At 64.9% G+C, this 16,234-nt stretch carries 13 protein-coding genes and 1 tRNA gene; 10 read left to right on the forward strand and 4 right to left on the reverse strand.

Going from position 1 to position 16,234, the window contains the following annotated elements; translation table 11 throughout:
- Positions 1–338 precede the first annotated feature (338 nt).
- Positions 339–1,340, reverse strand: a complete 1,002-nt coding sequence (gene trxB / locus F3J19_RS01700) for a thioredoxin-disulfide reductase (protein WP_167036660.1) — start codon at positions 1,338–1,340, stop codon at positions 339–341.
- 438 nt (positions 1,341–1,778) lie between these two features.
- On the opposite strand from trxB, the gene F3J19_RS01705 reads away from it, so the two are divergent.
- The 4 genes from F3J19_RS01705 to F3J19_RS01720 all read left to right on the forward strand — a co-directional run bounded on the left by F3J19_RS01705 (position 1,779) and on the right by F3J19_RS01720 (position 5,952).
- Entirely contained in the window at positions 1,779–4,088 is a 2,310-nt protein-coding gene (locus F3J19_RS01705) for a DNA translocase FtsK (RefSeq protein ID WP_167036664.1), read from the forward strand.
- 152 nt (positions 4,089–4,240) lie between these two features.
- Positions 4,241–4,984, forward strand: coding sequence for an outer membrane lipoprotein chaperone LolA (lolA, locus tag F3J19_RS01710; RefSeq protein ID WP_167036667.1), 744 nt, complete (start codon positions 4,241–4,243; stop codon positions 4,982–4,984).
- Between the two features lie 319 nt (positions 4,985–5,303).
- Positions 5,304–5,534: a hypothetical protein gene (locus tag F3J19_RS01715; RefSeq protein WP_167036670.1), complete on the forward strand. Its 231-nt coding sequence runs from the start codon at positions 5,304–5,306 to the stop codon at positions 5,532–5,534.
- Positions 5,535–5,724: 190 nt separating this feature from the next.
- Entirely contained in the window at positions 5,725–5,952 is a 228-nt protein-coding gene (locus F3J19_RS01720) for a hypothetical protein (RefSeq protein ID WP_167036673.1), read from the forward strand.
- Positions 5,953–6,216: 264 nt separating this feature from the next.
- On the opposite strand, the gene cytX is transcribed toward F3J19_RS01720, so the two are convergent.
- Positions 6,217–7,533, reverse strand: coding sequence for a putative hydroxymethylpyrimidine transporter CytX (gene cytX / locus F3J19_RS01725; RefSeq protein WP_167036676.1), 1,317 nt, complete (start codon positions 7,531–7,533; stop codon positions 6,217–6,219).
- Between the two features lie 413 nt (positions 7,534–7,946).
- Between cytX and F3J19_RS01730 the strand changes: the two genes are divergently transcribed.
- From F3J19_RS01730 to F3J19_RS01740, 3 genes are all read left to right on the forward strand, one after another.
- Positions 7,947–9,260: a replication-associated recombination protein A gene (locus F3J19_RS01730; RefSeq protein WP_167036679.1), complete on the forward strand. Its 1,314-nt coding sequence runs from the start codon at positions 7,947–7,949 to the stop codon at positions 9,258–9,260.
- A gap of 93 nt (positions 9,261–9,353) precedes the next feature.
- Positions 9,354–10,649 (forward strand): serine--tRNA ligase, encoded by a 1,296-nt coding sequence (gene serS, locus F3J19_RS01735; protein WP_167036682.1) that lies wholly within the window; start codon positions 9,354–9,356, stop codon positions 10,647–10,649.
- A 243-nt stretch (positions 10,650–10,892) separates the two neighbouring features.
- Positions 10,893–10,983 (forward strand) — tRNA-Ser (locus F3J19_RS01740).
- 161 nt (positions 10,984–11,144) lie between these two features.
- On the opposite strand, the gene F3J19_RS01745 is transcribed toward F3J19_RS01740, so the two are convergent.
- Positions 11,145–11,570: an ester cyclase gene (locus tag F3J19_RS01745; protein ID WP_167036685.1), complete on the reverse strand. Its 426-nt coding sequence runs from the start codon at positions 11,568–11,570 to the stop codon at positions 11,145–11,147.
- 102 nt (positions 11,571–11,672) lie between these two features.
- Here F3J19_RS01745 and F3J19_RS01750 point away from each other — a divergent pair, with 102 nt between their 5' ends.
- The gene (locus F3J19_RS01750) at positions 11,673–12,584 is read left to right on the forward strand and encodes a LysR family transcriptional regulator (protein ID WP_167036688.1); all 912 of its coding nucleotides are present in this window, start codon (positions 11,673–11,675) and stop codon (positions 12,582–12,584) included.
- Positions 12,585–12,663: 79 nt separating this feature from the next.
- On the opposite strand, the gene F3J19_RS01755 is transcribed toward F3J19_RS01750, so the two are convergent.
- Positions 12,664–14,205, reverse strand: coding sequence for a methyl-accepting chemotaxis protein (locus F3J19_RS01755; protein WP_167036691.1), 1,542 nt, complete (start codon positions 14,203–14,205; stop codon positions 12,664–12,666).
- 421 nt (positions 14,206–14,626) lie between these two features.
- Between F3J19_RS01755 and map the strand changes: the two genes are divergently transcribed.
- Together map and F3J19_RS01765 are read left to right on the forward strand one after the other, a co-directional pair.
- Positions 14,627–15,412, forward strand: a complete 786-nt coding sequence (gene map, locus F3J19_RS01760; protein ID WP_167036694.1) for a type I methionyl aminopeptidase — start codon at positions 14,627–14,629, stop codon at positions 15,410–15,412.
- Between the two features lie 171 nt (positions 15,413–15,583).
- Entirely contained in the window at positions 15,584–16,114 is a 531-nt protein-coding gene (locus tag F3J19_RS01765) for a GNAT family N-acetyltransferase (protein ID WP_167036729.1), read from the forward strand.
- Positions 16,115–16,234 lie beyond the last annotated feature (120 nt).

Genomic DNA, 16,234 nt, shown 5'->3' on the forward strand with positions numbered 1-16,234 from the left:
GCGAAGATCGTGCGCCGGTGCCAGCGAGCGCAAGTCGGACACGCAAGCTCGGCGGGACGCTTGGCGCAAAGCCTGGCACAAAGCGCTCGATGAAGCGCGGCACACAGCACGAGCGCGTCACACGAAGCCTGGCGAGAAGGCGCAACGCGCAAAGTGCATCAAGCAAGTGCATCACGCGGACGCATCGCAAACCCTCGATCCGAGTGCGCCGGACACAAAAAAGGCCGCCGGCTTTTCAGCCGCGGCCTTCTTTCGGTCGGACGGCCGGGCTGCGCCCTGCCGTCATTTTACCGTTGCGCTTTCCCTCACAGTCCCGCATCGCGACGAAGCGCTGTGAATCAACGCTCCGCTTCCTGGCTCATCGCGTGCTCGCCGGCCATCTCGTCGATGGTTTCGAGGTAGCGCTGCGCGTCGAGCGCGGCCATGCAGCCCGTGCCCGCGCTCGTGATCGCCTGACGGTACACGTGGTCCTGCACGTCGCCGGCGGCGAACACGCCCGGCACGCTCGTCGCGGTCGCGAAACCGTTCAGGCCGCCCTTCGTGATGATGTAGCCGTTCTTCATCTCGAGCTGGCCTGCGAAGATGTCCGTGTTCGGCTTGTGGCCGATCGCGACGAACAGGCCCTGCAATTCGAGGTCGGTGGTTGCGCCGGTTTGCGTATGCTTGATGCGCAGTCCGGTGACGCCGGACGCGTCGCCGGTCACTTCGTCGAGCACGTGGTTCCACTTGATTTCGACGACGCCTTCCTTTTCCTTCGCGAGCAGGCGGTCGATCAGGATCGGCTCGGCGCGGAACTTGTCGCGGCGATGGATCACAGTCACCTTCTTGGCGATGCCGGAGAGGTACAGCGCTTCTTCGACCGCGGTGTTGCCGCCGCCGATCACGGCCACGTGCTGCTGCTTGTAGAAGAAGCCGTCGCAGGTCGCGCAGGCCGACACGCCCTTGCCCATGAACGCTTCTTCCGACGGCAGGCCGAGGTATTGTGCCGAGGCGCCGGTCGAGATGATCAGCGAGTCGCAGGTGTATTCGCCCGCGTCGCCGATCAGGCGGATCGGCTTTTCGTCGAGCTTCGCCGTGTGGATGTGGTCGAAGATGATTTCGGTGTTGAAGCGCTCGGCGTGCTCGAGAAAGCGTGCCATCAGTTCCGGGCCTTGCACGCCGTTGGCGTCGGCGGGCCAGTTCTCGACGTCGGTCGTGGTCATCAGCTGGCCGCCTTGCGCGAGGCCCGTGACGAGCACCGGCGAGAGGTTGGCGCGCGCCGCGTAGACCGCCGCCGTGTAGCCGGCGGGACCGGAGCCGAGAATCAGAACCTTGGCGTGTTTCGTTGCAGTTGCGGGCATGATCGAATCCTTGTGCAGCGCGCGGCCCGCTCATGCGAGGCCGTGCGGTTTTGAGCTGAAACGGTAGATGGGTGTCAGTCCGGCATTATAAAGGGCGAGGCGCGCGGCTGCGCCATGAAGCTTTCCGATCGCCGCGATAGGGTGGCGGCATAGGCCGGCGCCATGGCTGCGCGCAGGCGGACAGCCGGACGTCGGGCACGCGGCTCGCGCGCCGAACCGGTCGGGCCGCCTTCCGCGCCCCCGCGTTTCAAGCAGCCGAACGGCCAAAGCGGTCAAGTTACCGTCATTTACAGCCCTGTGCGGGGCACAGCGTTTACAATAGGCCGGATCGAAGTTTCCGGTAGCCGGGATCGGGCCCGAAGCCACGCGCGGCGAGGCCCGGGCCGTGTTCCCGGCGGCAGTCTCGGCCTGAACCGGCTACCCCAGGCAACAGGATCAATGGCAAAAGCTCCTTATTCCGCGAGCGCGCAGGCATTGCCTCACCGCATGTCGCGCCTCTTCACCGAAATTCGCTGGATTCTGCAGGTAGCGCTCGGCGTGTTCCTGCTGATGGCCCTCGTCAGCTATAGCAGGCACGACCCGAGCTGGACCCACGCCGCGCAGGTCGACCACATCTCGAACTGGGCGGGCCGCGTCGGCGCATGGACGTCCGACATTCTGCTGCTGCTGTTCGGCCTGTCCGCCTACTGGTGGATCGTGCTGCTCGGCCGCCATATCTCCGCGAACTACCGGCGTATCACCCGCCACGAAGAGCCGCAGGACGACGCCGCGCCGCACGGCGTGAGCTGGCTCGCGGACGCATTCGCGTTCATGCTCGTGCTGCTGTCGTGCAACGGCCTCGAGGCGCTGCGCATGTGGTCGCTCAAGGTGCAGTTGCCGCGCGCGCCGGGCGGCGTGATCGGCGAGGCCGTCGCGCGCGGCATCTCGCATGCGCTCGGCTTCACCGGCGGCACGCTCGCGCTGCTGCTCGGGCTCGCGATCGGGCTGTCGCTGTACTTCCGTTTCTCGTGGCTATCGGTTGCGGAGAAGGTCGGCGAGTCGATCATTTCCGCGGTCACGTTCGCGAAGCTGCGCCGCGAAGCCGGGCGCGACCGCAAGCTCGGCGAAGCCGCCGCCGTCAAGCGTGAGGGCAAGGTCGAGAAGGGCCGCGTGCGCATCGAGGAACATGAGCCCGTGATGATCGTGCCGCCCGTCGTTACGCCAGTGAAGTCGGAGCGCGTCGAAAAGGAACGGCAGGTGCCGCTCTTCACCGATCTGCCGGGCGACTCCACGCTGCCGCCCATTTCGCTGCTCGACCCCGCGCCCGCCGCCCAGGAAACCATTTCCGCCGATACGCTCGAATTCACTTCGCGCCTGATCGAGAAAAAGCTCAAGGACTTCGGCGTCGAAGTGAGCGTGGTCGCCGCCTATCCGGGGCCGGTCGTCACGCGCTACGAAATCGAGCCGGCCACCGGCGTGAAGGGCAGCCAGATCGTCAATCTCGCGAAGGACCTCGCGCGTTCGCTGTCGCTCGTGTCGATCCGCGTCGTCGAAACGATTCCGGGCAAGAACTACATGGCGCTGGAGCTGCCGAACCAGCGCCGTCAGACCGTGGGCCTCTCCGAGATTCTCGGCTCGGCCGTCTATGCCGATGCGGCTTCGCCGCTCACGATGGGCCTCGGCAAGGACATCGGCGGCAAGCCCGTGTGCGCCGACCTCGCGAAGATGCCGCACCTGCTCGTCGCCGGCACGACCGGTTCGGGCAAGTCGGTCGGCATCAACGCGATGATCCTCTCGCTGCTCTATAAGGCGAGCGCCGAGCAGGTGCGCATGATCCTGATCGATCCGAAGATGCTCGAAATGAGCGTCTACGAAGGCATTCCGCATCTGCTCTGCCCGGTCGTCACCGACATGCGCCAGGCGGGCCACGCGCTGAACTGGGCGGTCGCCGAAATGGAGCGCCGCTACAAGCTCATGAGCAAGCTCGGCGTGCGCAATCTCGCCGGCTACAACAACAAGATCGACGACGCGGCCAAGCGCGAGGAGAAGCTGCCGAATCCGTTCAGCCTCACGCCGGACGATCCGGAACCGCTTACGCGCTTGCCGAACATCGTGATCGTGATCGACGAACTGGCCGACCTGATGATGGTGGTCGGCAAGAAGGTCGAAGAGCTGATCGCGCGCATCGCGCAGAAGGCGCGTGCGGCCGGCATCCACCTGATTCTCGCCACGCAGCGGCCGTCGGTCGACGTCATCACCGGGCTCATCAAGGCCAACGTGCCGACGCGCATGGCCTTCCAGGTGTCGTCGAAAATCGACTCGCGCACGATTCTCGACCAGCAGGGCGCCGAGTCGCTGCTCGGCATGGGCGACATGCTGTATCTGCCGCCGGGCTCCGGTTTGCTGGTGCGCGTGCACGGCGCGTTCGTGTCGGACGACGAAGTGCATCGCGTCGTCGACAAGCTCAAGGAACAGGGCGAGCCGAACTACATCGAGGGCATTCTCGAAGGCGGCGTGACGGGCGAGGGCGACGAAGGCTCGGCGGGAACCGTGTCCACCGAAGGCGAGTCGGACCCGTTATACGATCAGGCGGTCGACGTCGTGCTGAAAAACCGCCGCGCGTCGATCTCGCTCGTGCAGCGGCACTTGCGCATCGGCTACAACCGCGCGGCGCGCTTGCTCGAACAGATGGAGAATTCGGGCGTGGTGTCGGCGATGTCGTCGAACGGCAATCGCGAAATTCTGGCGCCGGCGCGGGAAGCGGAATAAGCCGTTGCCGCTGCGGGTAGGCAGCGCGGCATGCCGTTTCGGTATGCGCGGCACCGCAGCCTCGCTGCCGGATGCGCGCAAAGGCGGCCCGAGTGTTTATCCACATGCGCCTCGCGCGGCCCGTCGGCGAATTCAATCAAGGGAGAAACCATATGCACACCATCGCGCAGCATGACGTTCGAGAGCGTCGATCTGGCCGTCTCGGCGAGCGCATTCGCCAGAGCGCGCGCAAGTTCGCGCGCGGCGCGGGCAGCGTGGCGATCGGCGCGTCGCTGCTGGTCGCTTCGCACGCCTTCGCGAGCGGCACCGAGCAACTGAAGGCGTTCGTCGCACAGGTTCATGCGGCGCGCGGCACCTTCGTGCAGCAGGAAGTGCGCGCGCCGAGCAAGGCGCAGGGCTCGTCCGGCGCGCTGCCCACGGTGGACGCGGGCCAGCCCACCACGTCGAGCGGTACGTTCACGTTCGCGCGGCCCGGCAAGTTCATCTGGCAATACGAGAAGCCTTACGCGCAACTGTTGCAGGCGGACGGCGACAAGCTCTACGTCTACGACAAGGACCTGAACCAGGTCACGGTGCGGGCGCTCGGCAATGCGCTCGGCGCGAGTCCGGCGGCGATCCTGTTCGGCAGCAACGATCTGGACAAGAACTTCACGTTGCATGATGCCGGCGTGAAGGCCGGCATCGACTGGCTCGAATTGACGCCGAAGGCGAAGGACACGCAGTTCCAGCGTGTTGGTATCGGCTTCAAGGACGGCAATCTCGAAGCGATGGAATTGCATGACGTGTTCGGCAACGTGACGCTGCTGACCTTCTCGAATATGCAGAAAAATCCCGCGTTGCCGGCCGATGCGTTCAAGTTCACCGTGCCGAAGGGCGCGGACGTCATCAACGGATAAGCTGCGTGGCCGGCGTCGGTGGTCGACGCCGTGTGAATCGCTTCGCAAAGCCGCGTTCGCCGGGCGCGGCTTTGCTTATTGACGCGGAGTGCGCGGGCCCTTGCCCGTGGTTGGTGCAGATGTGGTTTTTTCGGCGCAAACCGTCGTTGTCGTGCGGAGCCGGATAAGCGGCATCCTCAGAAGATTGACACAGGCGTGTCAGACTCTTTTCAGTTTTCCTCTACATTCTCTGACATTTTTTTGCTGCAACGCAGCAAGATAACGCCTAAACTGGTCGAAGTGGGTAGTGGCTTCGAATGTTCGGAAAGTGAGGCATGTTATGAGAGGATCTTTATCACAAGATTCGCATTTATCCCCGACGCTCCATGTCTTCGAGCAGGAGGGCGGTTGGCATTGGGGCATCACGATTCCGCGGCCGGTCGGCAGCGGCGTCAAGGTCATCGATTACAGCGAAACGACCTTCGGCGATGAAGCCGAGGCTCAACGCGACGGGAAGCGGGCGCTCAAGCGCTTCGCCGACACGCCCGTGCTAGCGCTCGAGCACCATTAACGCGCGGCCGGAACTGGGGTGGGACCCGAGGCCAATGCACGCCAATCGCGGCCATAGCGAGGTTTGCGGGCGCGCCGCGGACGGGGCGGCGACACGTAATGACTTAATATGCAACAATTTGCATATATTTTTTGATTTGTAGGAGATCGAAGCGATAATGTCTCGTCTTTTTTGAGATATCGCTTTTATCTTGACCTTTGCAGAATACGAAACCACGCACGCGCTGAGCGTGGAACTGGACGGCGTCAATTACGCCGGTACCTATCGCGTGATGACGGGAACCGTCATCGTTCACTTCGAAAACGAAACCAAATTCGCGTCCTATGCGCCGAATCGCCCTGAAACCGTGGCGCGTTGGCTGCTCACGGACTTGTGCCGAAAAATCGAATCGCGCAGGCGTAAAGCCGCGAAGAAATAGAAATCGGCCGTATCGCAGCAGGGGCATTGCTTCGGCCGCGTGATTTTCACAGCGATCAAACTGATGGGTGGGGAGACGGCGCGCGGCACGCCGTTTCTCCACGCGGCCGAGGCTGGGTGATTCGACTGCGGGCATATCGCGCAGATCGGTTTGCGCGATATGCCGCGATACGCCGCGCTATGCAGCCCACGACTTCGGCCAATGCCGTCGTGCTGAGAGCTTCGAGCTCGCACGGGCCGCATGCAGCGCCGAAGCATTCACCACTCAGGCATACGCGGTCTTGCGCGTCGACACGAACACGAAATAACACACCGCTCCGATCGCCAGCGAAGGCAGCGTTGCGCCGAGATTCGGCAGCCATTGATTGATCACCTGATACGAGGCGATGCCGATCGCCCACGCGACGAACGCGCTCAGATGCCAGCCGCTCGAGAAGCCGTAGCGGCCGCGCAGGTCGGCGAGCACCGTGGCGTCGATGCGGCGTTTGCGCACGATAAAGTGATCCATCAGCACGACGCCGAACAGCGGCGCGAATACCGAGCCGATCAGCAGCAGGAAGTTCTGATACTTCGCCATCGGCACGAGCAGCGCGATCAGCGTGCAGAGCGCGCCGAACGCGGCCGACAGCAGCGGCACGCTCGCTCGCGTCCAGAACGTGCCGGTCGACACCGCGGCCGAGTGGATATCGGCGAATGCGTTGTCGATTTCGTCGATCAGGATCAGCAGCAGCGCAAAGCCGCCGCCCGCTTGCGCGAGCGCGCTCGTCAGCAGCGCGTCGCCGCCGCCCGCCGCGAGACCGTAGATCGCGCCGAGCGCATAGAACCAGATGTTCGCGATGCCGTAGCCGTACAGCGTGCCGCGAAACGTCTCGCCGGCGCGGCGGCCGAAGCGCGTGTAGTCGGAAATCAGCGGTAGCCACGAGAGCGGCATCGCGACCACGAGGTCGATCGCGCCGCCGAACGACATCTCGCCCGTGCCGGGGCGCTGCATCAGGTCCGCGAGATGGTGGCGCGCGAGCAGGTTCCACGTGAGCCATGCGGCGCCCGCGAGCAGCAGCCAGATGCCCCATTTGCGCAGAAAGCGCCGCACGAACGACAGCGGCCCGCTGACCGCGAGCAGCGTCGCGAGCGCGCCGAAGAGCACAGTCCAGACGAGCGGCATCGACAGGCCGAATGCCTGCTTCGCGAGCGCGTCGGCGGAATCGCGCATCACGATCACCTCGAACGAGCCCCAGCCGACCAGCTGCACCATGTTCAGCACGGCCGGCACCGACGCGCCGCGCACGCCGAGCGTCGGACGCAGCGACGACATCGCCGCGAGCCCGGTGTCGGTGCCGATCACGCCCACGAGCGCGAGCAGCACGACGCCGATCACGCTGCCGAGCGCGATCGCAATGAGCGCGTGCGGCAGCGATAGCCCCGGCACCAGCAGTGCGCCCGCCTGCGCGACGAGCAGGCCGATGCCGAGGGAGAACCAGAGCGCGAATGCGTCGCCGGTACGGAAGGCGCGGCGCGCGTCGGGCACCGGCGTGAGCGGCGCGTAGGTGGAGCCGGTGTCGCCGGCGAGGGGTTCTTGTGCCATCTGATGTCTGTTCCTGTTGGTGTCGCTGCCTGTCGTTCTGCCGAGCTTGGCCGATGCCGCTTGCCGCGCTTCGGGCCCGGCATTCTGCCGTATCGTCTTGCCGTATCGCTGTGCCGTATCGCCTTGCCGGTTATCCACGCCGCGATTTACTCCGGCGCTCCCCTCAGGCATGCCTCGCCCGCGCCCACGCGATACGCCGCTTGCGCGAACCGATGCGCCGGCTCCGCGACACCCGGCCTTCGCCCGGACGCCGTCGCTGTCATAATGCAGGACGTTGCCCGTGGCTTGGCCGGCGGGCGTTGCGCTTGTCCGGCCGGCCGCCGCGTTCTCGCGGACCGCGCCCGGGAAGAACCCGCAAGGGCCGGGGCACCGCCTCGAAAAGCCCGGAAAGCCGAGATTATCCCCAAAACGTCATGTTTGAAGAAACCCGTGCCAATGTTCCGCTCGCCGAACGCCTGCGGCCCCGCAATATCGACGAAGTGATCGGCCAGGCGCATCTGCTCGGGCCGAACAAGCCGCTCAGGGTCGCGTTCGAATCCGGCGAAGCCCATTCGATGATCCTCTGGGGGCCGCCCGGCGTCGGCAAGACTACGCTCGCGCGGCTCATGGCCGATGCGTTTCATGCTCAGTTCATCGCGCTCTCGGCGGTGCTCTCGGGCGTGAAGGATATCCGCGAGGCGGTCGAGACCGCGCAGATTCATCGCGCGAACGGGCATCAGACGCTGGTGTTCGTCGACGAGGTGCATCGCTTCAACAAGAGCCAGCAGGACGCGTTCTTGCCGCACGTCGAATCGGGGCTGTTCGTATTCGTCGGCGCGACGACCGAGAACCCGTCGTTCGAGGTCAACAGCGCGCTACTGTCGCGCGCGGCGGTCTACGTGCTGAAGAGCCTCACCGACGACGAGCAGCGCGAACTGCTCGAACGCGCGCAGAAGGAACTCGGCGGCCTCACGTTCACCGACGAAGCGCGCGCCGCGCTGATCGGTTCCGCCGACGGCGACGGCCGCAAGCTGCTGAACAACCTCGAAATCGTCGCGCGCGCGGCCGCGCAGCAGAAGACCCGCGAGATCGACGGCACCTTGCTCGGCAGTGCGCTCGCCGAAAACCTGCGGCGCTTCGACAAGGGCGGCGACGCATTCTACGACCAGATCAGCGCGCTGCATAAATCGGTGCGCGGCAGCAGTCCGGACGGCGCGCTCTACTGGTTCTGCCGCATGCTCGACGGCGGCGCGGACCCGCGCTATCTCGCTCGGCGCATCGTGCGCATGGCGTGGGAAGACATCGGTCTCGCCGATCCGCGCGCCGCGCGCATCGCGCTCGACGCCGCCGAAACCTACGAGCGGCTCGGCACGCCCGAAGGCGAGCTCGCGCTTGCGCAGGCGATCATCTATCTCGCGGTCGCGCCGAAATCGAACGCCGGATACAACGCGTACAACGAGGCCCGGCGCTTCGTCGGCAAGGACCAGTCGCGCGCGGTGCCGGTGCATCTGCGCAACGCGCCGACGAAGCTGATGAAGGAACTCGGCTACGGCCACGACTACCGTTACGCGCACGACGAGCCCGATGCGTACGCGGCCGGCGAGACCTATCTGCCGGACGGCATGCGCGATCCGCGCTGGTATCAGCCGACGCCGCGCGGGCTCGAAGGCAAGATCGGCGAGAAGCTCGCGCGGCTTGCCGATCTCGATGCGCAGTGGCGCGCGGAGAACAAGGCGAAGAAGGGGTGAGCCACTCGCCACACCTCGCTTTCCGGACGTTCCGGCCGCCCGTGCCGGTGCGTTAAAATCGCGCTTTCATACAACGAACACCCGTCCCATCCCATGCTCGACATCCAGCTGCTGCGCAAAGACCTCGACGGCGTCGCCAAGCGCCTCGCCGACCGCGGCTATACCCTCGACGTGGCGGCTTTCGCCGCGCTCGAAGCGGAACGCCGCGACACCCAGACCCGCACCGAAGAAATGCAGGCGCGCCGCAACAGCCTGTCGAAGCAGATCGGCGCGATGAAAGGACGCGGTGAGGACACCTCGGCGGTGATGGCCGAAGTCGGCGGCATCGGCGACGAGATGAAGGCGTCGGCCGTCAAGCTCGACGAGATCCAGAAGCGTCTGTCGGACCTGTTGCTCGGCGTGCCGAACCTGCCGCACGAGAGCGTGCCGGTGGGCCGCGACGAAGCGGACAACGTCGAAGTGCGCCGCTGGGGCACGCCGCGTCAGTTCGATTTCGAGGTCAAGGATCACGTCGATGTCGGCACGCCGCTCGGCCTCGACTTCGAGACCGGCGCGAAGCTGTCGGGCGCGCGCTTCACGATGCTGCGCGGGCAGATTGCGCGGCTGCATCGCGCGCTCGCGCAGTTCATGATCGACACGCACACGCAGCAGCACGGCTATACCGAGATCTACACGCCGTACATCGTGAATCCGGACATCCTGTACGGCACCGGCCAGTTGCCCAAATTCGCGGACGACATGTTCCGCGTCGAGAAGGGCGGCGGCGAAAACACGGTGACGCAGTATCTGATCTCGACCTCGGAAATTTCGCTGACGAACACGGTGCGCGAGAGCATCGTCGAAGCGGACGCACTGCCGATCAGGTTGACCGCGCATTCGCCGTGCTTCCGCTCGGAAGCGGGCTCGTATGGCCGCGACACACGCGGCATGATCCGCCAGCATCAGTTCGACAAGGTCGAGATGGTGCAGATCGTCGCCCAGGAAGCGTCGTACGATGCGCTCGAACAGATGGTCGGCCACGCCGAGACGATTCTGCAGAAGCTCGAACTGCCATATCGCGTGATCACGCTGTGTACCGGCGACATGGGCTTCTCGGCCACGAAGACCTACGACCTCGAAGTGTGGCTGCCCGCGCAGAACACGTACCGCGAGATTTCGAGCTGCTCGAACACTGAGTCGTTCCAGGCGCGGCGCATGCAGGCACGCTATCGCAATGCGCAAGGCAAGCCCGAACTTGTGCATACGCTGAACGGCTCGGGGCTCGCGGTGGGCCGCACGCTCGTGGCCGTGCTCGAGAACTTCCAGAATGCCGATGGTTCGGTGACGGTGCCGGCGGCGTTGCGTCCGTACCTCGGCGGCGTCGAGCGGCTGGAAGTGCCGGCGGCCTGAGTGCGTGATCGGCTGGTGCAGCTGTTGTGAGTGGCGTGTCGTTCGGCGTCGTCGTGTGGTTCGATTGCGCCGCAACGGCTTGCTGCCTGCCCGCCTGTCGGGCTTTTCTAAAAAAATTTTCGGCGAAGGGCTTGGAAAACAGGCTCGAGCTGTTCTATAATCTTGTTCTCCCAAGCAACGACCCGCTTGGATCTGGCGAAGCAGTAGCAGGAAGTTGAAGTCGCACTGCGAGTTGGAATACCCGGAAAGGTGGCAGAGTGGTCGAATGCGCTGGACTCGAAATCCAGTGTACGGTTATACCGTACCGTGAGTTCGAATCTCACCCTTTCCGCCAAATTAGAAAACCCCGTAAGCCTCAGGCTTACGGGGTTTTTGCTTTTTAGTCTCCAGTTCCTGGCGCATCACCTTGCTCGATTCGAGGTGGTGTTGCGTTTAAAAACTGCTGGAAACCAGAGACCGCCTCATCAAAACGAAGCACAAACACGAACCACGCGTCTAGCTCGCCTCTGCGCGCTTGAGCAGGCTCCGATGCACCTCCAGCGCATTACGCTCGACCCAGTTGTGCTGAAGCAACCCATCTTCGCGGACATGAATCACCGCGGTCCCGGTCATGTAAATCGGCGACCCGCACGGCTCGGCGCCCATCACGCCGTTGTTCTTGCCCGTGACCGCCCAGCGGGTCGCGACACGGTCTCCCGCTTCGTTCTGAAACATCTCGACGATTTCGAAGTTGAAGTCGTCGATCGAGGTGAGGAACGCGCCGACCCACTGCTTGAACGTTTCGCGAGGGCCGATTACCGTGCCGCCCGACGTGATCGCAAAGTCTTCCGCGACGAGCCGATCGGCGGCCTCGGGATTCTTGCCTTGCCATACTTCTCGCCAGAAAGCCTCGACGATCGAAACAGAATTTCGCTTGCTCATTTTTTCTCCAGTAAAACGAGGTGATGAGGTAATATCCGCCTCTATAATGAAGAAATCAAACGAATAAGACTTATAGGATCAAGTAGCGATACTTATAGATAGATGAAACTTCCCGACCTCGAAATGGACCTGCTGAGAGCTTTTGTCGCCGTTGCCGAGGCGGGCAGTTTCACGGCCGCCGCGGAACGGGTCGGCCGCACGCAATCGGCTGTCAGCCAGAAAATTCTTCGTCTCGAAGAGGCGCTGCAGATGCGCGTGAGCGAGCGGACCAGCCGCTCGCTCACGCTGACGCGCGACGGCGAGCGCGTTCTGGTTGCCGTGAGGCGGCTGCTCGATCAATACGAGAGCTTTCTGCGCGAAGTATTCGAGCCGCCCAACGTGTCTGTTCTGCGGCTTGGCGTGGCGGAAAATCTGCTACAGGCGCAGTTGCCGAATTTTCTCGCGCGCCTGAAGAGTCTCTACCGCGACGTGCAGCTCGAACTGACGACCGATTCGAGCCAGCACCTTCTGAAAGCCCTCGAACAGAAAAAGCTCGATGTCGCCATCGTTGGGGTCATCGGCAAAACGTCGGCGCGGCGTAGCCGGGTCGTCTGGAGCGAGCCGCTAGTGTGGGTCGCCGGAGCCGGTTTTCGCGACGAACCCCGCTATCCCGCGAAGCTCGTCATGATGCAGCCGCCCTGCATCTATCGCGAGATCATTGCCGACTCGCTCGCGTCGGCGCGGCGCGAATGGACCCCTACCTGCACGGTCAGCAATCTGGGCGGCATGCAGGCGGCGATCCTTGGCGGCCTGGGGGTGACGGTGCTGAGCCGCTCGCAGGTGCGGGACGGCATGCGGGTCATGCCGGCGTCGAGAAACTGGCCTGCGTTGCCGCCGATCAAAGTCGAAGTAATGGGCGACCGGACCGAAATTCAGCACATGATCCCGCCGCTCGTTTCGCTGCTCCAGGAAAGCCTGGAAATGGGCCTCGCAACGAACCTGGAAACGTCGTCGAACCCGGCGCAGGCCCGCTGATTCCGCCAGCCTCGGTCGAGGCTGGCTGGCCCACACCACGAGGCTCGAATCCGCGTTTCGAGTCCCGCGGCGGCGGCCCTCACGCCACCTTGAACCCTTCCATCAACTCGCTCAAGGCGCGCGCCTGATCCGCCAGCGATGCCGCCGCCGCCGCGCTTTCCTCGACGAGCGCCGCGTTCTGCTGCGTCACTTCGTCCATCTGCGTGATCGCGAGTCCCACCTGCTGAATCCCGTCGCTCTGCTCGCGCGAAGCCTGCGCGATCTCGCCGACGATGCCCGTCACGCGTGCAATCGCCGCCTCGATCTGCTGCATCGTGCCGCCCGCGTCTTCGACGAGGCCCGCGCCGCGTTCGACGCGCGAGGTCGAATCGGCAATCAGCGCGCCGATCTCGCGCGCCGCGGCCGCCGAGCGTTGCGCGAGGCTGCGCACCTCGCCGGCCACCACCGCGAAGCCGCGGCCTTCGTCGCCGGCGCGCGCGGCTTCGACGGCCGCGTTGAGCGCGAGGATATTCGTCTGGAACGCGATGCTCTCGATCGTGCCGATGATGCCCGTCATCTGCGCGGAACCCGTGTGGATCGCGCGCATCGTTTCAATCATGCTGCCGACCGCGTCGCGGCCGTGCGCGGCGAGGTCCGACGCGCCGCGCGCGAGTGTGCTGGCCTGCTCGGCATGGCTCGCGTTGAGCTGCACGGTCGCGGTGATCTGTTCCATCGCGGATGCCGTTTCGCCGAGCGAGGCCGCCTGTTCCTCGGTGCGTTGCGAGAGGTCCTGATTGCCCGCCGCGATCTGCTGCGTGGCCGAGGCGATCGCCGTCGAACCCGAGCGCACCGACGTGACCGTGCCGAGCAGACGCGCCTGCATCGCGGCGAGCGCGCGCAGCAGCGTGCCCATTTCGTCGTTCGCGTGCGCCGCCGCGCGCGTGCGCAGATCGCCCGCCGCGATCGCGTCGAACTGATGCAGCGCGCTCGCGAGCGGCGTCATGATCGCGCGGCGCAGCGAGCGCCAGCTCAGGAACGCGACCGCAAGCGCCAGCACGATGCTTGCCGCGCAGGTCGCGAGCATCGCGCGAAAGAGCGCGTTGGAGCGCGCGCCGGCCTCGGTCGCCTGCGCGTCGAGATAGCTTTCGAGCTTGCCCTGGCTCTCGTTCATCGCGCTGTAGAGCGCGATCAGGTGCTGCGCGCGGCTTTCGTCCATCCAGCCCGTGTCGCCGCCGCGGATCGCCTCGATCAGCTTGTCGATGCCGTCGTGGCGCACGGCACTGCGTTTCGTGTCGAGGTCGGCGGTGAGGGCCGCGAGTTCGGCGCTCTTCGGCAAGGCGCGGAACTCGGCCCAGTGACGGTCGGATTCCACGAGCAGGCTGTTCGCGCGATCGAGCTGCATCGCAAGCTGCGGCGAGTGCGGATTGGCCATCGCCCAGTCGAGCCCGTAGCGAGCGCGCGACATCGCCGTGCCGGACTTGCCGAGCACGACGACCGACGCGTAATGCACCGCATAGGCGTCGCGCTGCGCGCGATTGCTTTGGGCCATGCCGACGATGCCGATCGCGCCGGTCGCGATCAGCAGCAGGGCGAGGAACGCGATCGTGGCGGCGATGCGTGCGTTGAGCGTGAGATTTTTCATCGGAAGGGAGCGTTCGGGTTGCCGTAATCGTCGTCTCGTTCCTTTAATGAAACAAAACGACACCAATGGAATGAATAACGGCATATAACGGCATTTCGACGCGATCTATTTAGGCCTGGTGGCGAAGTTAAGGCACCTCGCCGTGGGTCCGCCTGCGGGTCGCCGAGATGCTCGGCCCGCCCCGGCAAGCCGAACGGACTGCTAAGCGATACTGATTTATTCCGGGCTCCGGCGCGACGACGCGTCTCGAATGGTTCACCGCCGCGCAGGTCGTTTTGCCCGGTTTTGCCAGGGGGGCCGCGCGATCCTCTGTACAATTGACACGATCGACCGCTGGCGCGAGCAGGATCGGCCGCTTCGCTCGCGGCGGCACGACGTCGTCGAACATTCGAAATCCATCCGACCCACATCGACTGAATTCATGGCCATTACCTACAAGACTCCCGACGATATCGCGAGGCTGCGCATTGCCGGCCGCCTCGCGGCCGACGTGCTGGCAATGATCGGCGAGCACGTCAAGGCCGGCGTGTCCACCGACGAACTCGACGCGCTGTGCAACGACTACATCGTCAACACGCAGAAGTCGATTCCGGCCAACGTCGGTTATCTGGGCTTTCCGAAGACCGTCTGCACCTCGGTCAACAGCGTGGTGTGCCACGGCATTCCGAACCGCAACGAGGTTCTCGAGGACGGCGACATCATCAACATCGACGTCGCGATCATCAAGGACGGCTATTTCGGCGACACGAGCCGCATGTACTGCGTCGGCCAGCCGAGCCCGGTCGCGCGTCAGCTGATCGACACGACTTACGAGGCGATGGTCGCCGGCATGCGCGAGGTGAAGCCGGGTGCGACGCTCGGCGACGTCGGCCACGCGATCCAGAAGGTCGCGCAGCGCGATGGTTTTTCGATCGTGCGCGACTACTGCGGACACGGCATCGGCCGCGTCTATCACGAGGACCCGCAGGTGCTGCACTACGGCCAGCCGGGGCAGGGCGTGCGCCTGAAACCGGGCATGGTCTTCACGATCGAGCCGATGGTCAACGCGGGCCGCGCCGGCACGAGCGTGCAGCGCGACGGCTGGACCGTGGTCACGAAGGACCGCTCGCTCTCGGCGCAATGGGAGCACATGGTTGCCGTGACCGAGGACGGCTACGAACTGCTCACACCGTGGCCGGACGGCACCGGCCGCTACGAGGCGCCGTGAGCGCGCCGCATGCCAGATTGCAGCGCATGCGGGCCGTATCGAGAGTGGCCTGCATGGTTCGCATGCGAGGCGAACACGTCGCGCGCGCGGCTGTTCTGGTCAATAATAATTTGACTCGCGTGCCGGTTCGGTTAAAGCTACGCGTTAGGGTTTCAAGGGGTTTTTGTCTGCATGAGTCCGTCACTGACCGTTCGCCGCATCACCGCTGAGCAGGGCGCCGTTTTTCGCGAACTCCGTACTGCGTCGCTGCGGGAGGCGCCCTATGCCTTCGGCGCGACACTCGAGGACGCGTTGTCGGCCGACGCCGCCAGCTTCGATGCCACCGCGGCCGAGCACGCGGTTTCGCCGGCCGTCGGCACCTTCATTCTCTACACCGAGGGTCATCCAGCCGGGCTGATCGAAGCGCATTTCGAGGACACCGCGGCGCGCCGCGCGTTCGTCTGCGAACTATGGGTGGCGCCGGCGGTGCGTCATCTGCGCGGTGGCGAACTGCTCGTCGATACCGCGAGCAACTGGCTTGCGAGCGCGAGCGCCACCGAAATCTACGCATGGGTTGCCGACGCGAACCGCAACGCGATGCGCTTTTACGAAGCGCTCGGCTTCGGTCCCGCCGGCGAGCACCGGCGCGTCGTGCGCGCGCCCGAGCAGGCCGAAAGCCTGCTGGTGCGACACGTGAGCGCCACCTCGCACACGCACGGGTAGCGGCGAGCGGCGTGCCAGCAGGCCGCCTGCCTCTGCGTCGCGCTGCTTCGAGATGTCTCCGGCGCGCATGTCCGGTGCGCCAATTTCTTTTGTCTCGTCCACGATTGCGGCCGCGCCACG

The sequence above is a fragment of the Burkholderia sp. Ax-1724 genome (genome assembly GCF_011752995.1).
GTDB lineage: Bacteria > Pseudomonadota > Gammaproteobacteria > Burkholderiales > Burkholderiaceae > Paraburkholderia.